The 19979-nt window shown below is 69.1% G+C and carries 19 protein-coding genes; 6 read left to right on the plus strand and 13 right to left on the minus strand.

What is annotated here, in order from left to right; genetic code table 11:
• Positions 1-43: 43 nt before the first annotated feature.
• Positions 44-601, minus strand: coding sequence for a hypothetical protein (locus tag ACFV4K_RS13380; RefSeq protein WP_379274682.1), 558 nt, complete (start codon positions 599-601; stop codon positions 44-46).
• Positions 602-739: 138 nt separating this feature from the next.
• Between ACFV4K_RS13380 and ACFV4K_RS13385 the strand changes: the two genes are divergently transcribed.
• Positions 740-1186: a hypothetical protein gene (locus tag ACFV4K_RS13385; RefSeq protein WP_379274683.1), complete on the plus strand. Its 447-nt coding sequence runs from the start codon at positions 740-742 to the stop codon at positions 1184-1186.
• Between the two features lie 2 nt (positions 1187-1188).
• On the opposite strand, the gene ACFV4K_RS13390 is transcribed toward ACFV4K_RS13385, so the two are convergent.
• Both ACFV4K_RS13390 and ACFV4K_RS13395 read right to left on the minus strand, forming a co-directional pair.
• A complete protein-coding gene (locus ACFV4K_RS13390; protein ID WP_379274685.1) occupies positions 1189-3372 on the minus strand; it encodes a molybdopterin-dependent oxidoreductase in 2184 nt (727 codons plus the stop codon).
• 3 nt (positions 3373-3375) lie between these two features.
• The gene (locus tag ACFV4K_RS13395) at positions 3376-4050 is read right to left on the minus strand and encodes an NUDIX domain-containing protein (RefSeq protein ID WP_379274686.1); all 675 of its coding nucleotides are present in this window, start codon (positions 4048-4050) and stop codon (positions 3376-3378) included.
• A 133-nt stretch (positions 4051-4183) separates the two neighbouring features.
• On the opposite strand from ACFV4K_RS13395, the gene ACFV4K_RS13400 reads away from it, so the two are divergent.
• Genes ACFV4K_RS13400 through ACFV4K_RS13410 form a run of 3 tightly spaced genes read left to right on the plus strand, consistent with a single transcriptional unit; the run spans position 4184 to position 8903 of the window.
• Positions 4184-5515 (plus strand): hypothetical protein, encoded by a 1332-nt coding sequence (locus ACFV4K_RS13400; protein WP_379274688.1) that lies wholly within the window; start codon positions 4184-4186, stop codon positions 5513-5515.
• The gene (locus tag ACFV4K_RS13405; RefSeq protein ID WP_379274690.1) at positions 5512-6498 is read left to right on the plus strand and encodes a transporter substrate-binding domain-containing protein; all 987 of its coding nucleotides are present in this window, start codon (positions 5512-5514) and stop codon (positions 6496-6498) included. Before ACFV4K_RS13400 ends, ACFV4K_RS13405 begins: the two co-directional genes overlap by 4 nt.
• A 2-nt stretch (positions 6499-6500) precedes the next feature.
• The gene (locus ACFV4K_RS13410; RefSeq protein WP_379274692.1) at positions 6501-8903 is read left to right on the plus strand and encodes a tetratricopeptide repeat protein; all 2403 of its coding nucleotides are present in this window, start codon (positions 6501-6503) and stop codon (positions 8901-8903) included.
• Between the two features lie 198 nt (positions 8904-9101).
• Here ACFV4K_RS13410 and ACFV4K_RS13415 read toward each other — a convergent pair whose 3' ends face one another.
• The 3 genes from ACFV4K_RS13415 to fgd form a co-directional block, all read right to left on the minus strand.
• A complete protein-coding gene (locus ACFV4K_RS13415; protein WP_379274693.1) occupies positions 9102-10298 on the minus strand; it encodes an acetate kinase in 1197 nt (398 codons plus the stop codon).
• The gene (gene pta / locus ACFV4K_RS13420) at positions 10299-12377 is read right to left on the minus strand and encodes a phosphate acetyltransferase (RefSeq protein WP_379274695.1); all 2079 of its coding nucleotides are present in this window, start codon (positions 12375-12377) and stop codon (positions 10299-10301) included.
• Positions 12378-12647: 270 nt separating this feature from the next.
• Positions 12648-13661 carry a glucose-6-phosphate dehydrogenase (coenzyme-F420) gene (fgd, locus tag ACFV4K_RS13425; protein ID WP_379274697.1) on the minus strand — a complete coding sequence of 338 codons (1014 nt, stop codon included), beginning with the start codon at positions 13659-13661 and terminating at the stop codon, positions 12648-12650.
• Between the two features lie 193 nt (positions 13662-13854).
• Here fgd and ACFV4K_RS13430 point away from each other — a divergent pair, with 193 nt between their 5' ends.
• Positions 13855-14613 (plus strand): HAD-IIA family hydrolase, encoded by a 759-nt coding sequence (locus ACFV4K_RS13430; protein ID WP_357094669.1) that lies wholly within the window; start codon positions 13855-13857, stop codon positions 14611-14613.
• On the opposite strand, the gene ACFV4K_RS13435 is transcribed toward ACFV4K_RS13430, so the two are convergent.
• The 5 genes from ACFV4K_RS13435 to ACFV4K_RS13455 are packed head-to-tail and all read right to left on the minus strand — an operon-like array spanning position 14614 to position 17000.
• Positions 14614-15087, minus strand: a complete 474-nt coding sequence (locus tag ACFV4K_RS13435) for a MarR family winged helix-turn-helix transcriptional regulator (protein WP_379274699.1) — start codon at positions 15085-15087, stop codon at positions 14614-14616. It abuts the gene before it with no gap.
• The gene (locus ACFV4K_RS13440; RefSeq protein ID WP_379274701.1) at positions 15084-15725 is read right to left on the minus strand and encodes a type 1 glutamine amidotransferase family protein; all 642 of its coding nucleotides are present in this window, start codon (positions 15723-15725) and stop codon (positions 15084-15086) included. Before ACFV4K_RS13440 ends, ACFV4K_RS13435 begins: the two co-directional genes overlap by 4 nt.
• Positions 15726-15757: 32 nt before the next feature.
• Positions 15758-15973 carry a hypothetical protein gene (locus tag ACFV4K_RS13445; protein ID WP_379274702.1) on the minus strand — a complete coding sequence of 72 codons (216 nt, stop codon included), beginning with the start codon at positions 15971-15973 and terminating at the stop codon, positions 15758-15760.
• Positions 15974-16027: 54 nt separating this feature from the next.
• Entirely contained in the window at positions 16028-16234 is a 207-nt protein-coding gene (locus ACFV4K_RS13450) for a 4-oxalocrotonate tautomerase family protein (RefSeq protein WP_379274704.1), read from the minus strand.
• A gap of 25 nt (positions 16235-16259) precedes the next feature.
• The gene (locus tag ACFV4K_RS13455; RefSeq protein WP_379274706.1) at positions 16260-17000 is read right to left on the minus strand and encodes an SDR family NAD(P)-dependent oxidoreductase; all 741 of its coding nucleotides are present in this window, start codon (positions 16998-17000) and stop codon (positions 16260-16262) included.
• A 70-nt stretch (positions 17001-17070) separates the two neighbouring features.
• Here ACFV4K_RS13455 and ACFV4K_RS13460 point away from each other — a divergent pair, with 70 nt between their 5' ends.
• Entirely contained in the window at positions 17071-17979 is a 909-nt protein-coding gene (locus tag ACFV4K_RS13460; protein ID WP_379274707.1) for a LysR family transcriptional regulator, read from the plus strand.
• A 364-nt stretch (positions 17980-18343) separates the two neighbouring features.
• On the opposite strand, the gene ACFV4K_RS13465 is transcribed toward ACFV4K_RS13460, so the two are convergent.
• Both ACFV4K_RS13465 and ACFV4K_RS13470 read right to left on the minus strand, forming a co-directional pair.
• The gene (locus tag ACFV4K_RS13465; protein ID WP_379274709.1) at positions 18344-19558 is read right to left on the minus strand and encodes an O-succinylhomoserine sulfhydrylase; all 1215 of its coding nucleotides are present in this window, start codon (positions 19556-19558) and stop codon (positions 18344-18346) included.
• Positions 19555-19977, minus strand: a complete 423-nt coding sequence (locus ACFV4K_RS13470; protein WP_379274710.1) for a rhodanese-like domain-containing protein — start codon at positions 19975-19977, stop codon at positions 19555-19557. Before ACFV4K_RS13470 ends, ACFV4K_RS13465 begins: the two co-directional genes overlap by 4 nt.
• Positions 19978-19979: the final 2 nt, after the last annotated feature.

The following is a 19979-nucleotide window of genomic DNA, read 5'->3' on the forward strand; positions in this document are numbered from 1 at the left end:
TCCTCCTGCCCCGCACGGGAATAGCGGAGCAGGAGGGTGCGGGTTACAGGCCCGCGCAGCTGGCGCCGGAGACGCCGTGGTTGACGTAGACGTTGTTCTCGGGGTTGCTGTATTCCTGGGTCATGATCAGGGCGCCGCCGAGGCTGTTCTTGATGCCCAGGGCAACATCGTAATTGGTGCTTCGCAGAGTGAATCCGTTGTCGGATTGGGTGCTGTAGAAGTTGGTGGTCTTGGGCAGGCTGCCGGGGACCTCGAGGCAGGTTTCGCCGTAGATGACGGTGAAACCGGTGGAGAGGACGTACATGGCCTGGTTGGACCAGGCGCCCATGGGGAGGGCGGTGGCTCGGGTGTTGTGATGGGAGTCCTGGGGGTTGATGATGCCGATGGCGGCGCCGGTGTTGTTGTGGATCCAGACGTAGACCAGGGACGCCTGGGCGGGCTGAAGGTCCGGAGTCGCTTGTACCGGACCTGCTGTCATGGTCACGGCGGCTGCGGCCAGGGACAGGGCGGCGAGGAACTGCTTGAACATCTTCATAATGCGCTCTCCAACGGTGAGCCCGGCCGGTGTGGCCGGGGTCTCGGGGTGGGAAGCTACCAGCACCGGAATCCTCTGCGGCGCAAGTTGTTCCAGCTTTACCAAAATAGAGTCATTCGCGTTTCAGATTGACGATCGACTGCTACCGTCTGCCGCGTGACTCCGGCGAACCACGGCCGGAGCACTCGAAACATGGAGTGCACCATGAGGTTCAACAGGCTCTTCGCCGCCGTCGCCATGCTGATCGCGGTCGCGTTCGGAGCCGCGAACGCGCAACCGGCACAGGCGGACGCCACGCCCGTCGTCATGATCACGGTGTGGAACGGGACCGGCGCCGCCATCGGGCTGATCAACCCCGCCGACGGTCAGCACACCACGCGCGCCAAGGCCCTGCGGATCGAGGCGTGGGGTGAGGCCCAGAACATCTTCGTGCCGACCGACGGCAGCTTCGTCGTGGTCTACGCCGAATCCTGCCTGCACGTGCCGGGCAGCCTGGGCAACTTCACCCTGAGCGGCGGCGGCCGGTACAACGTCCAGCTCGGGCTGGTCTGGCTCACCTCGACGCTCACATTCACCCGCGACGGATCCAACCCGCCGGTCGGGGTCCAGGTCGCTCAGAACTCGACCGGTTCCAGCTGCTCCGGGCTGTGAGGTCAGCTCACCGGGTCCAGGCGGACCGGGACGCCGTTGAGGTTGGCCATGCCGGCCAGGCGTTCCACGTCGGCGAGATCGGTTGACATCAGGTCGTTCACGTTGGCGCCGCCGGCGGCGTTGGCTCGGTGCCAGCCGCCGGCGTGGCCCCAGCCGTGGGGAATGGCGACCGTGCCGATGGCCAGGTCCTCGGTGAGGCGGGCCGTTACCTCGATCGAACCGTGAGCGGAGGTGACCCTGCAGCGGTCGCCGTCCGAGATACCGGCTACCGCAGCGTCTTTGGGGTTGATGCGGGCGGCGTGTTCGCGGTCCCCTCGCATGAGGGGTTCGACGTTGTGCATCCAGGAGTTGTGGGACTTGAGTTCGCGGAGGCCGATCACGCGCAGGGGGTAGGTGGGGTCGGCGGGGCGGTCGGTGAGGGTGCGGAGTTCGATGATGATCTCGTCGGGGTCCAGGCGGACTCGTCCACCCGTGTGCCGCACGATGTTTCGCAGGACGCCGGTGGCGATGCTGTCGGCCAGGACTACGCCGTGGGGGTGGCGGCGCAGCATGCGGAGGCTGAGGCCGTCGCGGCGGAGGCCGAAGCGGTCGCCGTAGGGACCGGTACGCAGGGCGAGATCGGCGAGGAGGGGTGGGGTCGGGCGGGCCGACGCCAACCCGGGGACGCGGCGGCGCAGGGAACTCAGCGCGCGGCCGAACGGGCGGGCGGGGCCTACGGCGAAGGGCTGCACCCCGATTCGGGTGGCGATGGCGTCGATGATCTGCCATTCCTCGCGGGCCTCACCGTACGGTTCGACGACCCGTTCGGTGTATTGGGTGTACGGGGTCGGGGACAGCGCCGTGAACGGGAGCGGGATGTCGTCGCGTTCGAGGAACGTGGTCGCCGGGAGGATGTAGTCGGCGATCCGGTTGGTGTCGTTGACATAGAGGTCTATGGATACGAACAGGTCCAGTTCCGGGAGCGCGGCGGCGAGTTCGCAGCCGTTCGGAACCGAGGAGACCGGATTGCCCGCGGAGGTGAACAGGGCGCGCAGGCGGCCCGGGCCCGGGGTGGTGATCTCCTTGGCCATGATGGCGGCGGGGAACGTGCCCAGGACGTCGGGGAATCCGCCGACCCGGGAGTGGTTGCGGCCGTAGCCCGCGAAACCCAGGCGGGCGCTCAGTTCGGAGACCGCCACCAACTCCTTGCCGAAGACGCTGCCGCCCGGCTTGTCGAGATTGCCGGTGACCAGCGCGAGCGCGTCGATGAGGAAGGCCACCAGGGTGGCGTGGCGGCCCAGGCAGGTGCCGGTGCGGCCGTAGACGGCGGCGGAGTCGGCGCGGGCCAGATCACGAGCCAGGGTGCGGACGAGGTCGCGGTCCAGGCCGGTGATCCCGGCGGTCGCCTCGGGGGTGAAACGGCTGACGGCGGAGCGCAATTCGCGGACGCCGCGGGCCTGACGGCGGAGCGCCTGCTCGTCCTGGAGGCCCTCCTCGAAGATCACCTGGAGCAGCGCGGCCAGCAGCCAGGCATCCCCGTCGGGCCGGATGCCGACGTGCTCGAAGAGTTTCGCCGTCTCGGTCTTGCGCGGATCGACCACCACCACCCGGCCGCCGCGCTTGGTGATCGCGGTCAGCTTGTCGCGGACCCGCGGGACGCTCATCGCACTACCGTGCGAGACAAGGGGATTCGCCCCCAGCATGAGCAGGAAGTCGGTGCGGTCCAGATCGGGGACCGGCACCGAGGTCGCCGAGCCGTAGAGCAGTTCGCTGGCCACGAAGCGGTTGTTGATGTCCTGCGAGCCCGCCGAATACACATGCTTCAGCCCGGCGGCCAGCTGGAAACCCACCATCCACAATGTGTGCGAGTAGGAGAAGGTGGACGGATTGCCGAAATACCAGCCGAGACTGTCGATTCCGTGCTCGCCGATCAGCGCGCGCAGCCGCTCGCCGATCTCGTCGAGCGCGGTCTCCCAGGACACCCGCTCGAACTCGCCGGAGGCCGTGCGCCGCAGTGGATACAGCACCCGGTCCGGGTCGTTCTGGATCTCGGCGAAGGCGATGCCCTTCGGGCAGGCGTTGCCGCGGGAGAGCGGATGGTCCTTATCGGCGCGCAAGCGCACCAGCCTGCCGTCCTCGACGGTGGCGATCAGGCCGCAGAGCGGCTCACAGATCCGGCAGTACGTGGGAAGCTCGCGCGCGCTCACGCCTCAAGACAACACCTGATCCAGAGTGAGGAACAACACATTTCCGGCCAAATCGGTCTGTTCCAGGCTGGGTTCGGCGGCCCCGATCCGGGCGGTGCGGCCGGTCTCGTCGCCGGTGGAGCGCAGCCACAGGAAACCCAATTCGGCCAGATCCAGGGTGCGCGGCAACGCGGCCGCCACCGCGCCGCTGTCGCTGATCCCGGACAGGCTGACCCGGGTGGGGGTGGCGCGCAGGGTGGGCCAGGCGGCGGCGAATCCGGGGTGCAGGGGCCGGTCCACGACCTCGTCCTCGGGCACCCACACCAGATCCTGGCTCTCCAGATTGCCGCGGGTGCGCAGCCTGTCGGCGGCGTCGGCGATGACCGTGGTGTAGGTCCAGCCGCTGGGCGCGGTCGCCGTCACCCGGGAACCGCGCACCCGGATCGAGCCGGACGCGATGCCCGCCTCCTCCTCGGCCTCGCGGACCGCGGCGTGGACGCTGGTCTCGTGCGAGTCGCGGGCGCCGCCGGGCAGCGCCCAGGTACCGCCCTGATGGGTCCAGGCGGCCCGGTGATGCAGCAGCACTGCAGAACCACCATCGGCCAGCGGGGCACGCAGCAACAATCCAGCAGCCCCGAAACGACCCCATTGGCGGGTGCCGTCCGCGCTCTCCGCCCACCCGTCGCCGTCACCACGCATCTTCGCAATCCCATCGTCCGACCGCGCCGAGAACTACCGCGGGGATTCCCGCGTCACGGCGGCGGTACATCCACAATAAGCTCATCCGGCAGGAACAAGTCGGTCGTTCGATTTCGGTCAGTGGGAGGTGAGGATGGCTCGAGCCGAGGAATTGCGGCTGGACGAGCTTTCCCCGCGCGCCGCCGCGGCAGCGTGGCGCGAACGGTTCGCTACCACTGAACTGCGCGCCTTCGCCGAATCGTCGCCCGCGAAGCTGATCGCGATCGGGCTGGTTCTGCTCGCGCTGTGCCTGTCCGCGGGCATCGTCACCGCCACCGCGGTGACCGATCGGCAACACGCGCTCGACGTCCTGCTCGACCAGTCCGAACCCGACGCCTACTCGGCGCAGCGGCTCTACACCTCACTGTCGGTGGCCGACGCCTCCGCGGGCACCGCCTTCATTTCCGGTGGGCTGGAAACGAAACCGGTCCGCGACCGCTACAACCAGGCCGTCGGCCAGGCCGCCGCCGAACTGGTGGTGCAGTCCACCGGCGGCGACGCCGACACCGACGCCCAACTGCGCACCGGCATCGCGACCGGACTGCCGGTCTACACCGGCATCGTCGAGACCGCGCGGGCCAACAATCGCAGTGGGCAGCCGGTCGGCGCGGCCTATCTGAGCGAGGCCTCCAACCTCATGCAGAAGTCCGTGCTGCCGATGGCGCAGGAACTGCAGGAGCACCGGGCCGCCGCCATCACCGAGACCCAGCGCAATCACGTGCGACCGCCGTGGCCCGCCATCCTGCTGCCGCTGCTGGCGGTGGCGGCGCTGATCGCGGCCCAGCTGTTCCTGTTCCGGCGCTGGCACCGGGTGCTGAACTTCGGACTGCTGCTGGCCACCGCGACCATGGTGGTGCTGCTGTCCTGGACGGTGATCGCGGGCTTCATCTCCGCCGTCGACACCACCCACGCTCGCGACAAGGGCAGCGTGCCGACGACCGCGCTCACCGAGAGCCGCATCCTCGCCCAGCAGGCCCGCACCGCGGAAACCCTGAAACTGGTGCGCCGCGACACCAGCGCCGACTACGACCGCACCTACGACCAGGCCATCGAGAAACTGCGGAACATCCTGTCCGGCTACCGATCCGACGCGCCGGGCAGTGGTGACGTGAGGACCGCGGCGGCCGCCCTGGACCGCTGGCGGGCCGCCCACCAACGGATGAACGACGCCCTCTCGAAGGGCGACTTCATCGGCGCGGCCGCGGTCGCGACCGGGCCGGGCGCGGTCGAGGCCACCGCCCAGACCGACGCCCTGGACCGCGCGCTCGGCGACGGCATCGCCGACACCCGGAACCAGTTGCGCGCCGACACATCCCACGCCGCCCGCACCCTGGATCTGCTCGGCCCCGGCGCGCTGGGGCTGAGCACCGCCGCCGCCGTGCTGATCGCCGTCGGGCTCTGGCCGCGACTGCGGGAGTACCGATGACCAGCCGACCGGTCCGTTCCCTGGTCGTGGCGGCCCTGACCGCGGCCATGGCCTGCACCGCCGCCTGCGGGGACAACAGCCCGCCCCCGCCCGCGCCCTCGACCCGGGTCCCCAGCTACGTCGAACCGCCGCTACCCTCCGGTGCGGTGGCGGCCCAGCCGCAGGCCACCCCGCCGCCCGAGGTGACCGACTGCGGCGACCCCACCGCCAGCCTGCGCCCCACCGGCGTGCGCAGCGGGCCCACGCTCGACGCCATCCGGGCCCGGGGCCGACTGCTGGTCGGCTTGGATCCGGGCAGCAACCTGTTCAGCTTCCGCGACCCCACCACCGGGGCGCTGGCGGGCTTCGACGTGGAGATCGCCCGGGAACTGGCCCGCGACCTGCTCGGCGATCCGGGCGCCATCGAATACCGGATCCTCGGCTCCGCCGACCGCGAGAAGGCGTTGCAGGAACACACCGTCGACGTCGTGGTCAAGACGATGACCATCAATTGCGCACGGCGGCAACGGGTCACGTTCTCCACCTCCTATCTGCAGGCGCATCAGCGCGTGCTGGCGGTGCGCAATTCCGGGATCAACGGGCTCGCCGATCTGGCCGGGAAGCGGCTGTGCGTGGTCAGCGGCACCACCTCCCTGGACCTGGTGCGGCGCACCCAGCCCGCCGTCTCCATCCTCACCGTCCCCAGCTGGGCCGACTGCCTGGTGGTGCTGCAGCAGCGGCAGGTCGACGCGATCAGCACCGACGACACCGTGCTGGCCGGGCTGGCCCAGCAGGATCCGGCCATCGAGGTGGTCGGGCCCAACCTGAGCACCGAGCAGTACGGGATCGGGATCTCGCAGGGCTCCGACGATCTGGTGCGCTTCGTCAACGGCACCCTGGAACGCATTCGCGCCGACGGCACCTGGAACCGGCTCTACCGCCGCTGGCTCAGCGCCGAACTCGGCGACGCCGCCATCCCGCCGCCCCCGAGGTATCAGGACTGACGATGAGCACTCCGTCCGATCCGCAGCACCCCGACCGCGGCGACGCCGAGGGCGTCCCGACCCACGCCACCAGCGTCGGACCGCACTGGCCCGCCCGCACCGAGGTCACCACCCGGCAGCCCGACGCGACCCAGGCCACCCCGCGCACCGAGCTGACCCAGCGCGCGCCGCGCATCGAGGACGAACCGGAAGTTCCCCCGGCGGACGAGGTTCCGGTCTCGGAGGGCGAACCGCGCACCCCCACCCGCCCGTCCCAGCGCACCGCGCGCATGGCTCGCCCGCGCCCGGTGGTGCGGCGGCTCGGCGCGGGCCTGGTGCCGATCCCGACCGTGGAGCCGGTGGATCCGGAGCAGGCGGTGCTCGACGATCCCGTGGTCGCCGAGGGCCGCCGCTTCTGCTGGCGCTGCGGCAAACCGGTCGGCCGGGCCACCCCGACGCTGCCGTCCACCACGGCGGGCGACTGCCAAACCTGCGGCGCCCCCTACGATTTCCGGCCGTCCCTCTACCCCGGCGACCGGGTGGCGGGCCAGTACGAGATCCAGGGCTGCATCGCGCACGGCGGCCTGGGCTGGATCTACCTCGCCATCGACCGCAATGTCAGCGACCGCTGGGTGGTGCTCAAGGGCCTGTTGCACGCCGGTGACGCCGAAGCGCAGGCGGTCGCGCTGGCCGAACGGCAGTTCCTCGCCGAAGTGGTGCACCCGAGCATCGTGAAGATCCACAACTTCGTGGAACATCCGGGCCCGGACGGGACGCCGATCGGCTACATCGTGATGGAGTACGTGGGCGGGTATTCGCTGCGCCACCTGCTCGACCACTACGCGCCCGCCCGCATGCCCGTCTCGGTGGCCATCGCCTACCTGCTGGAAATCCTTCCGGCCCTGGACTATCTGCATTCGGTGGGGCTGGCCTACAACGACCTCAAGCCCGACAACATCATGATCACCACCGACCGGGTGGAGCTCATCGACCTGGGCGCGGTCAGCCAGTTCGAGGCGTACGGAAACCTGTACGGCACCAGAGGATTCCAGGCCCCCGAGATCGCGCACACCGGCCCCACCGTGGCCTCCGACATCTACACCGTCGGCCGCGCGCTCGCCGTGCTCACCCTGCACCTGCCGATGGAACGCGGAGCGTACGTCGACGGCATCCCGGATCCCAAGGACGAACCGATGCTGGCCCAGCATCCGTTCCTCTACCGGCTGCTGCTGCGCGCCACCGACCCCGATCCGGACCGCCGCTTCCCGTCCGCGCGAGTGCTGGCCGCCCAGCTCACCGGTGTGCTGCGCGAGATCCTGGCCGCCGAGACCGGCAACGAGCACCCGCAGCTGTCGACGCTGTTCAGCCCGCCGCGCACCAGCTTCGGCACCGGTGAACTCATCGCCCAGACCGACGGCATCATCGACGGCGTCGGCCGCGACACCCTACTGCAACCCGGTGACGTGGTGGCCGCGCTGCCGGTGCCCATCATCGATCCGGCCGACCCGTCCGCGCCGCTGCTGGCCGGCGCGGCCCACCCCGAACCCCGGCACTCGCTCGAGGAGCTGCGGCACGCCCGCCAGCGCGGGGCCGCCGAACCCGGCGGCGCGCCCGAGACCCTCGAACTGGAGGTCACCCTCGCCGAGGCCCGCGCGCACCTGGACCTGAACGAACCCGCGGCCGCGCGCATGCTGCTGGCCCGGCTCACCGACGAACCCGAGCCGCCCGCCTGGGACTGGCGCATCGACTGGTATCTCGGGCTCACCGAACTGCTGGAACTCGAGTACGAGCGCGCCTTCGCCCGCTTCGACGCGGTGCTGGAGGCGCTGCCCGGCGAGATCGCGCCCAAGCTGGCGCTCGCCGCCACCGCGGAACTCATCCTCCAGCACTGGGATTCGCCGGACCCCGAGGAATGGCGCTCCTTCGCCGAGAACTACTACGCCACCGTGTGGCGCACCGACCGGGGCGTGGTGAGCGCCGCGTTCGGCCTGGCCCGGCAGCTCGCGGCGGCCGGGAACATCACCGCCGCGGTGCACGCCCTCGACCAGGTGCCGCCCGCCTCCCGGCATTACGCGGAAGCCCGGATGACGGCCATCCTCATGCTGCTGACCTGCGCTCCGGCCGCGGAACTGGACGAGTCGACCCTCCGGGTGGCGGCGGCGCGCGTGCAGGACCTGCCGCCGGGCGAGGGGCGCGCGGCACAGCTGCGGATCCTGTCGATGGGCATCGCGCTGGGCTGGGCGCAGGCGGGAAACAAGCCGAAGTCGGCCGGCTCCACGCTGTTCGGGTCGCCGTTCACCGAGCGGGATCTGCGGCGCGGCATCGAGACGGGGCTGCGTGGGCTGGCCCGGTCCGCGCCCGAACGCAATCACCGGTACGCGCTGGTGGACCTGGCCAACGCGGTGCGCGCCAAATCCTGGTTCTGACAGCCGGTCTCAGGGAATCCGGAGGAGTCCCGTGCCGCCCGCGGCGGTCTCGAGGGCAGCCTGAGACCAGATGACCGGCGAGGGATTTACGGCCACCACCGCGGTTGTGCGTGGTGCGACACGGGTTCCGGTGGACCGGCGGGAACCGGTCCGGGCACCACTGTGCCAACCGCATCATGATGTTTTCGTGAGGGAGCCTCAGCCGACCAGCTGCGCGGCCGCGCGGGCGATGGCGAGCTCCTCATTGGTCGGCACCACCAGCACCGAGATCTCCGAGTCGTCGGCCGAAATACGGCGCGCGGTCCGGTCTTTCGCGATATTCCAGTCCGCGTCGATCCGGATGCCGTAGCGCTCCAGTCCGGCCATAGCCTCCGCGCGCACCCGGGCGTCGTTCTCGCCGACCCCGGCGGTGAAGGTGATCGCGTCCACCCGGCCCAGCTCGATCAGGTACGCGCCGATGTAGCGCCGCAACCGGTGGATGTAGACATCGAACGCGAGTTTCGCGGTGGGATGGCCGGTTTCGATCAGACGGCCCAGCTCGCGGAAGTCATTGACCCCGGACAGGCCCTTGATCCCGGAATACCGGTTGAGCAGGGCGTCCACATCGTCGACATCCATGCCCGCGGTGCGGATCAGGTGGAAGATGATGCCCGGATCCAGATCCCCGGACCGGGTGCCCATGACCAGGCCCTCCAACGGCGTCAGACCCATGCTGGTATCCACCGCCTGCCCCGCGCGAATAGCGGAGGCGGACGCGCCGTTGCCCAGGTGCAGCACGATCTGGTTCAGCTCGGCGCGATCCTTGCCGAGGAACTCCGCCGCCTGCCCGGACACGTAGTCGTGCGAGGTGCCGTGGAACCCGTATTTGCGGACCCCGTGCGCCGCGGCGGTTTCCGCGTCGATGGCGTAGGTCTTGGCGGCGGCGGGCAGATTGTGGAAGAAGGCGGTGTCGAACACCGCGACCTGCGGCACCTGCGGCAACAGCGCCCGCGCGGACTCGATACCGATCACGTTCGGCGGATTGTGCAGCGGCGCCAGGGCGGACAGGTCGGTGATGGCCTGCACGACGTCGTCGGTGATGAGCGTCGGCTCGTAGAACACTTCGCCGCCGTGCACCACCCGATGCCCGACCGCGCCCAGATCGGCGTGCGCCAGATCCTGGCCACTCGCGATGAACAGGTCGAACACCACCCGCAGGCCCTGCGCGTGATCGGCGATCGAGCCCTGGTACTCGAAAGTCTTCTCGCCCGTGTGATGTTCGACGGTCACCGAGTCCGGCTCGACCGCCTCGCCGATGCGCTGCACCATGCCGTGCGCGCACACGTCGGCCGTGGCGGGCTCCAGCAGCTGGTACTTGATCGACGAGGAACCCGAATTGATCACCAGGACCTTCATTTACGCCTCCTGCTGCGCCTGAATCGCGGTGATCGCGACCGTGTTCACGATGTCGGCGACCAGCGCGCCCCGCGACAGATCATTGACCGGCTTGTTCAAACCCTGCAACACCGGGCCGATCGCCACCGCGCCCGCGCTGCGCTGCACGGCCTTGTAGGTGTTGTTGCCGGTATTGAGGTCCGGGAAGATGAACACCGTCGCCTGCCCGGCCACCACGGAATTCGGCAGCTTGGTCTTGGCCACCGCGGGCTCGATCGCCGCGTCGTACTGGATCGGGCCCTCCACCAGCAGCTCCGGCGCGCGATCGTGCACGAACTTGGTGGCGTCGCGCACCTTGTCGACATCCGCGCCGGTGCCCGACTCTCCCGTCGAATAGGAGAGCATGGCCACCCGCGGGTCGATGCCGAACTGGGCGGCGGTCCGCGCCGACGAGATGGCGATATCGGCCAGCTGATCCGAGGTCGGGTCCGGCACCACCGCGCAGTCGCCGTACACCAGCACCCGATCCGCCAGGCACATGAGGAACACGCTCGACACCGTGGACACGCCCGGCTCGGTCTTGATGATCTCGAAGGACGGGCGGATGGTGTGCGCGGTGGTGTGCGCCGCACCCGACACCATGCCGTCGGCGACCCCCATGTGCACCATCATGGTGCCGAAATACGAGATGTCGCCCATGTATTCGCGAGCCCGCTCCACCGTCATGCCCTTGTGGGCGCGCAGGCGGGCGTACTCCTCGGCGAATTCGTCACGCAGCGGGCAGGTCTGGGGATCGAGCACCTCGGCGGCGTCGATGTCCACGCCCAGTTCGGCGGCGCGACCGCGCACCGCGGCCTCGTCGCCGAGAATGGTGAGGTCGGCGATCTTGCGCTGCAGCACCCGGCCCGCGGCGCGCAGGATGCGGTCGTCGTCGCCCTCGGGCAGCACGATGCGCTTGCGGTCGCCCCGGGCCCGCTCGATGAGCTGATACTCGAACATCTGCGGGGTCACGATATTCGGAATGGGGATCTCGATCTGCCGCAACAGCTCCCGCGGATCGACCCGCTCCTCCATCAACGCCAGCGCGGTGTCCACCTTGCGCATACTGGACAGCGAGACCCGGCCGCGGGTCAACGCGGTGGCCTTGGCGGCATCGAAGGTGCGCAGGTCGGTGGACAGGATCGGCAACCGCGGCTTGAGGCCGGCCATCAACCGGGCCACCGCCGGATCGGGCAGCATGCCGCCGTTCATGATGATGCCCGCCAGCGACGGAAAACCCTCCGCCTCATGGGCGTTCACCAGGGCGAGCAGCACGTCGGAGCGATCGCCGGGCGAGATGACCACGACGCCGTCGGTGAGACGTTCCAGAATGTGCTCGGCGGTCATGCCGCCGACCATCACATCCAGCGCCTCACGGTGCATGAGTTCCGGGTCGCCGCTGTAGATCTCGCCGTCGATCGCCTCGCGCAGCTCCTCCATGGTGGGGGCCTGCAGCAGCGGCACCTCCGGCAGCGTCCAGGACGGCACCGCGCACGCCTTGGCCAGGGCCTGGGCGTCGGCCTCCAGCTGGTCGGGCTCGCAGCGGTTGGCGATCACCGCCACCAGCTTGGCGTGCTCGGCCACCAGTTCGCTGCGGCACAGCTCCACCAGCTGGCCCAATTCGTCGGGGGTGCGGCCGATTCCGCGCACCACCAGCAGCACCGGCGCACCCAGGTTGACCGCGATGCGGGCGTTGAACCGCAGTTCGCTGGGGCTGGCCACATCGGTGTAGTCCGAACCCAGGATGAGCACGGCGTCGCAGTGTTTGGCGACATCGTGATAGCGCATGACGATCTCGCTGATCGCCGCGTCCGGGTCCGTGTGCACCTGCTCGTAGGTGACGCCGATGGCCTGGTCGTAGTCGACGTCGGCGGTCGAATGCTCGAGCAGCAGTTCGAGGATGTAGTCCCGGGCGGTGGCGGACCGGGTGATCGGCCGGAACACGCCCACCCGCGGGGTGGTGGCCGCCAAGGCCTGGAGGACGCCGAGCGCGACCGTCGACTTTCCGGTGTCGCCCTCGGGCGACGCGATATACACACTGGAGACCGGTGTGGCAGCCATGGCCGAAAGCCTACCGACCGTTATGCGCCCTTTTCCGCGGGGACGGGCATGCGGGTTCGATGCCCGTCCCCGATGGAGACCACCTCACGTCCAGTTACGTGCGGCCCACCCGGTGTTCGGGGCGCAAGCGCGGGGAGGCGGAGCGCTCGTTCTGGACCGAGGGGAGCGGGGGAGCGAACGGCTCCATAGACCCGCGCCTTGGAGGAGCGGAGGGAGGGAAGAACGAGACCTCCGGCGCCCCGAACCCGCCCGTAGCGAAGCGGAGGACAATCAAACACCGAGCGCGCGGAGGCGGGGAGCCAGGTCGCGCTCGAACAGGTCGAGGAAGCGGCGCTGGTCGTGGCCCGGGGCGTGGAAGACCAGGTGGTTCAGGCCCGCGTCGAGGTAGGGCTTGATCTGCTCGACGGCCTGATCCGGGTCGCTGGCCACGATCCAGCGCTTGGCGATCTGCTCGATCGGCAGCGCGTCGGCGGCGGCCTCCATCTCCATCGGGTCGGTGATGGAGTGCTTCTGCTCCGCGGTCAGCGAGAGCGGGGCCCAGAAGCGCGTGTTCTCCAGCGCCAGAGCGGGATCGGTGTCATAGGAGATCTTGATCTCGATCATGCGGTCGATGTCGTCGACCGAACGGCCCGCCTTGGCCGCGCCCTCCGCGACGGCGGGCATCAGCTTCTCGGTGTACAGGTCCATGCCCTTGCCCGAGGTGCAGATGAAACCGTCACCCGCGCGCCCCGCGTACCGGGCCACCAGCGGGCCGCCCGCCGCGATGTACACCGGGATGCCGCCCTTGGGCACGTCGTAGATGGAGGCGCCGACGGTCTTGTAGTACTGGCCGTCGAAGTCCACGCGCTCGCCGGTCCACAGCGCGCGCATCAGCTCCACCGACTCGCGCAGCCGGGCGAACCGCTCCTTGAACTCCGGCCACTCGCCCTGGAAACCGGTCGCGATCTCGTTGAGCGCCTCACCCGAGCCGACGCCCAGCATGATGCGATCCGGGTACAGGCAGCCCAGGGTGGCGAACGACTGCGCGATCACCGCCGGGTTGTAGCGGAAGGTCGGGGTCAGCACCGAGGTGCCGAGCTGAATCCGATGGGTGCGCTCCCCCACCGCGGCCAGGAAGGCCAGCGAGAACGGGGCGTGCCCGCCATTGTGCCGCCACGGCTGGAAATGGTCGGAGACCGTGGCGCTGTCGAGGCCGTGCTCCTCCGCCGCCACCGCGAGCTCCACCAGCTCACGCGGGCCGAACTGTTCGGCGGACGCCTTGTAACCGAGCTTGAGGTCCTTCACCTGGGCACTCCTGTCGCCATGCTGCGCTCGCGCCGGTCGGCGCGAACGGCCTCCTTCGCACCCTAGTCAGCACCGGAAGACGGTGCGGCAGCGGTCACACCGCAGGAATATATGAGCTTTCGATCCGCGGATAGCGGAGAATATGCGCGTGACCAACTCGAGCCAAGAACCGATCCTCTCCTACCTCACTGACATGGACGGCGTCCTGGTGCACGAGAACCACCTGGTACCCGGAGCCGACGAGTTCCTCGCCGAACTGCGCGACAACCAGATCCCGTTCCTGGTGCTCACCAACAACAGCATCTACACCGCGCGCGACCTGCAGGCCCGGCTCCAGCACACCGGCCTCGACATCCCCGTCGAATCCATCTGGACCTCCGCCCTGGCCACCGCCACCTTCCTGAAGGACCAGCGGCCCGACGGCACCGCCTACGTGGTCGGCGAATCCGGGCTCACCACCGCGCTGCACGAAATCGGTTACGTCCTCACCGATTCCAACCCCGACTACGTGGTGCTCGGCGAGACCCGCACCTACTCGTTCGAGGCCATCACCACCGCCATCCGCCTGATCGCGGCCGGCGCGCGCTTCATCGCCACCAATCCCGACGCCACCGGGCCCTCGCGCGAGGGCATCCTCCCGGCCACCGGCTCGGTCGCGGCCCTGATCACCCAGGCCACCGGCAAGAAGCCGTACTACGTGGGCAAGCCCAACCCGCTGATGATGCGCTCGGCGCTGCGCCGGCTGGGCGCGCACTCGCAGTCCACCGTCATGATCGGCGACCGCATGGACACCGACGTCATCTCCGGTCTGGAGGCGGGCATGCGGACCATCCTGGTCACCACCGGCATCTCCACGCCCGCCCTGGTCGAGCAGTTCCCGTACCGCCCGACCGCCATCCTGCCGTCGGTCGCCTCGCTGGTCGGCAAGACCAAGGACCCGTTCGCACTGTAGTCAGCCGGGCGCACTGTAGTCAGCCGGTCTCGGGCCCTCGAGCGCGTCGAGGGCGGCCGACAAGGCGGTGAGCGCGTCCACGATCCGCTCCAGCTCGCCCCTGCCGACCTGCGCGACAAGACGTTTCGCCATGGCCGCGTGCTGCGGATCGATCGCGCGGACCGCGTCGTGACCGGACTCGGTGATGGCCACCAGTTTGGCGCGCCGATGCGCCGGATTCGGCTTGTACTCGACGAATCCCTTGCCCTCCAGCACATCCGCGATGCGCTGCACGCTCTGCCGAGTGATGCCCATCTCGCGGGCGATGCCCGCCACCGGCAGCGGCTGGCGCACGATCGCGCCGAGCACCTGCCACCAGGCCACGGTGATGCCGGACGGCTTCGCCAATTCCTCGGCGATGGCGAGGAATTGGCCGTTCAGCTTGAACGAGGTGACGGCTGCGGTCCCGAGCAGCTGCTGCGCGGTGCGGGTCACCGGGTAACGGCCGCGCGCTGCTGCTGGTACTCGAACAGCTCGTAGAAGCCCGCAGGATCGTTGTTTCCGTAGAGCTTGTACCAGGACTCCAGCACCCGCGGTTCGAAAATGCCCAGGCGAGCGAAGATCTCGCGGGCGAAATCGACCGGGCGGGTGCCCGTCGCGGTGATCAGGTCGCCGTCGGTGACCGCGGTTTCCGATACGTAGTGCTCGCCGCCCGAATATCCGCTGTAGGCAAGGTATCCGGGGTCGTTGCTGGTGTGCCGCCGATCGTCCAGCAGCCCCTCCTGCGCCAGTCCGAAGGTCGCGCCGCAGATGGCCGCGACCGGAACACCCACGGCCAGGAACTCCCGGGCCTTGCGCGCGAAGGCTGCCAACATCTCGGGCGCGTGCCCGGTCTCGAGTCCGGGCAGGATCAGCATCGCGCTGTCGGCGGGCGACAGATCGTCGAGGACGAGGTCCGGCAGGATCCGCATGCCGCCCATCGAGGTGACCGGATCCGCGCTGACAGCGACGGTCTCGACCTGCCAGGTCCCTGGATCACAGTGCCACAGTTCGCGATTGATGTGCGCGGTGGCGTGCCCGACCTCCCAGTCGGAGAAGGTGTCGTAGACGGCCATGTGCACTGTTTTCATCATGACAGCATGCTGTCATGTTTGACAGCATGCTGTCAATGATCGCGAGATGCGCCATGACGCATGGTCGCGACCCGCGCGCAACCGACAAGCACTCCGCCGCCGCCGATCAGCTCCAGCGCGACGCCGTCGAGAACGGGTGCGGGAAGGCCGTCAGGATCGCGTATCGCGGTGGCCATGCCCCGGCCCACACCGGAAGGACCGACAAGACTCTGCGGATCGTCGCGGGTATCGAACACCGCATCGAACACCGCGACGATGCTGGAAGCGGCCGCGGTCCGGCGTGCGTGTGGGACTCAGCCCCGTTAGTCATGCTGTCGCGCACGGTATTCCGTGACGGGCACCCCGCCCACACCCCAGTCCGCGAGCGCGACCTCGTCGATCACGACGAAGGTGGTGCGCGGGTCCTTGTCGAGGACCTCCACCAGGACATCGGTCATGCGTGCGATGATCTCGGCCTTCTGGGCCGGGGTGACGCCTTCGCGGGTGACTCTGACATTGACGTAAGGCATTTCGGATCCTTTCGAGTGAAGGTCGTCAAGCGCGGGTGGTGACGAAACCGCCATCGGCGGCCAGGAGGGCGCCGGTGAGGAAAGCCGCATCGGTGAGGTGCAGGACGGAATCGGCGATTTCAGTGGGTTCGGCCACCCGATCGAGTACGGCGAGCGGTCCGAGGGCGTCGACATCGATGGCCGCGTGCAGGGGAGTGCGCACGATGCCGGGCGCGACCTCGTTCACCCGTATGCCGTAGGGCGCGAGTTCGGCCGCCAGGGCGACGGTGAGCGCGCGGACCCCGCCCTTGGACACCAGGGGGGCGCTGGCGGGGAAACCGCCGATGGCGTGAGAGAGCAGGACAGTGGTGATGTTCACGATCGCGCCCCCGCGCGCCTGCTCGATCATCCGGCGGGCCACGGCCTGGGTGATCAGGTAGGTGCCGCGCAGGTTGCCGTCGAGGAAGTGATCGAGATCGGTGGGAGTGACGTCCAGGAAAGGGGCCGAGGTAAAGGTGCCCGCGTTGTTGACCAGGATATCGACGGCGCCGAAAGCGCCGACGGTCGTATCGACCAGGGCCGCGCCGGACATCGGATCGTTGAGGTCGGCGACGATGTGGTGCAGGCGGGCTCCGGCGTCGAGCGCCTCGGCCGCGGCGGCGAGCTTGGCCGCGTCACGGCCGCTGATCACGACGTTGTCGCCGCGCTCGAGCAGGGCCGCCGCGACGGCGAATCCGATACCGCTGGAACCGCCGGTGACTATCGCGGTGCGTGAAGAAGTTGTCATGCTTCGAGCTTCGAACGCCCCGGCATATAAGTCCACGACGCACTTTTGCGGATATTACTAGACTCAGCTTATGGATCTGGATATCCGGGATCTGGAACTCCTGGACGCATTGGCCGGCGGCGGCACCCTGCAGCAGGCGGCCGGTCTGCTGTACGTGAGCCAGCCCGCGCTCAGTCAGCGACTGCTGCGCATGGAAGAACGTTTGGGCACACCGATTTTCGATCGGGTGGGGCGGCGGCTGGTGCCGAATCAGGCGGGAGCGCGACTGCTGCCACGCGCCTCCCGCATCCTGGCGGATCTGGCGGCAGCCGAACGGGAGGTGCGGGAGGTGGCGCGTAGCGGGGATCGGCACATCCGGTTGTCCACGCAGTGCGCGACGACCGTGTCCTGGCTGACGCCGATCATGCGGGACATGCGGCAAGCCAGTCCCGACACCATGGTCCGGATGGTGACGGTCAGCGACGACGATCTGGCGGAAGCCCTGGTGGCGCAACGCATCGATGTGGCGGTGCTGACCAAGCTGGGCCCATCCGCCGAGCGAGTACGGCTCACGACCCTCATGGACGACGAGATGCTGGCGGTGGTGGCGCCCGGGCACCGCTGGGTCACCCGGAAACACGTGACCGCACGGGATTTCGCCACCGAGAACCTGATCCTGTACGACAGCTACGACCAGAGCCGCCCCCACGCGACCCCGCTGCCGATCCCGGCAGGCGCGCGGCCGGAGCGGATCACCCTGGTGCCCATGCTCACCGAACTTGTCGTGGAACTCGTCGCAGCGGGTGAGGGCGTCGGGATATTGCCCTCCTGGTTGATCGCGCCCTACCTGTCACGCGGCGAGATCGCCGCCGTGCGGATCGGACACCGAGGTGACACCCGAACCTGGTATGCAGGTACCCGATCCGACGATGAGCGACCTCATATCCTCGATTTCGTGCACCGGCTGACCACCCACTTCGCGGCGGCCGGCCTGGCTTGAGGACCCGCGCGAGCGGCGCCAGTTCTTCCGCTGCCGCGGCGAACCGTCCGGTCGCTCACCGCCAGCCGCTGGTCGAGCAGCGACGCAGCCCAGTCACGGCGAGCCTGCGGCAACGACAGCAGCGAGAACAGGCGGCGGAGGTCACCTTCGAAGACGCGGTCGGCATGGCCACCAGGCTGCCATCAATAGCGGACGTTCCCTGACCGGTACACGGTGGTGTCGTCGCCGGGACCTTCCGTCGGCGACACCACCTCCGAAAGGACCCGATCAGCATGTCGGTACACGCAGGGTTGTGCCGAGCCCGCGGAACAGCGAAAGGGCCGGAAACCAGCGGGTTCCGGCCCTTCGTGGAGTGGTCTTCGGATCAGCTCAGCGCGTGATCCAGGTCGTCGAGGAGGTCCTCCACGTCCTCCAGACCGATGGAGACGCGCAGCACGCCATCGGTAATGCCCACGGCCGCACGGCCTTCCGGCCCCATCGCCCGGTGGGTGGTGGTGGCCGGGTGGGTGATCAGCGTCTTCGCGTCACCGAGGTTGTTGGAGATGTCGATGATCCGCAGCTGGTTCAGCACCTCGAACGCGCGCTTCTTGGCCTCGTTGTCGCCGGCCTTCAGCTCGAAGGTGATCACCGTGCCGCCGCCCGACATCTGGCGCTTGGCCAGCTCGAACTGCGGATGCGAGGACAGGAACGGGTACTTCACCCACGCCACCGCCGGATGCGACTCCAGGAACTGGGCGATCTTCAACGCCGAGTCCACCGACTGGCGCAGGCGCAGCGGCATCGTCTCCAGACCCTTGAGCAGGGTCCAGGCATTGAACGGGCTCAGCGCCGGACCGGTGTGGCGCATCAGGTTCTTCACCGGGCCGTCGATGTAGTCCCGCGGACCCAGGATCGCGCCGCCGAGCACCCGGCCCTGGCCGTCGATGTGCTTGGTGCCCGAGTAGACGGTGATGTCCGCGCCCAGATCGAAGCCGCGCTGCAGCAGCGGGGTGGCGAAGACGTTGTCCAACACCACCTTCGCGCCCGCCGCGTGCGCCAGATCCGAGACCGCGCGCACATCGGTGAGGGTCTGCATCGGGTTCGAGGGGGTCTCGAAGAAGACGGCCTGGGTGGGGACGGACAGCGCCTGCTCCCACTGGTTCAGGTCCTCGCCGTCGACGAACACCGTCTCCACGCCCCAGCGCGGCAGGATCTCGTTGGCCACCACGAAGCAGGAGCCGAACAGGCTGCGCGCCGCGACCAGCCGGTCACCGGCGGACAGCAGCGCACCCAGCGCGGTGAACACCGCCGACATGCCCGACGCGGTCGCGAAACAGGCTTCCGCGCCGTCGATCAGGCGCAGCCGCTCCTCGAACATGGCGACCGTCGGGTTGCCGTAGCGCGAGTACACGAAGTGCTCGATATCGCCGGTGAAGGAGGCCTCGGCCGCCTCGGCGCTCTCGTAGACGAAACCCGAATTGAGGAACAGCGCCTCGGAGGTCTCGTCGAAGCCGGAACGCCGGGTGCCGCCGCGCACCGCCTGGGTGCCGGGGCCGACGCCCTCGGGGAGCGGTTTCTCGAAAGAGCCGCCGGTGATCATGACTGCCTCCACGGAAGTCCGTCGGCGCGCCAGCCGGTGCTGCCGCGGTGGCCCTGGCCGTCGAGAGCACCCTCGAAGCCGTCGACCACATTGAACGAGGGGGTGATGCCGAGTGTGGTGGCGGCGGTGGCCGCGCCGATCGAACGCTGGCCGGAGCGACAGATGAAGATGACGGGCGCGTCCGAGTCCGGGGTCCGGTGGGCCAGCGACTGCTTCAGCAGGTCGGTGAACCGGGCATTGGGGGTACCGGTGACGTCGACCCACTCGATCAGCGCGGTCGGACGGCCGATGCCGCTGGTGTCGGGCACGCCGACGAACCGCCACTCGGCCTCGGTGCGCACGTCCACCAGGACCGCATCGGGGTTGTCGCGCAACAACTCCCACGCCTGCTTGGGCGTGATGTCACCTGCGTAGCTCACTT

The sequence above is a fragment of the Nocardia sp. NPDC059764 genome, from assembly GCF_042732555.1.
Lineage (GTDB): Bacteria > Actinomycetota > Actinomycetes > Mycobacteriales > Mycobacteriaceae > Nocardia.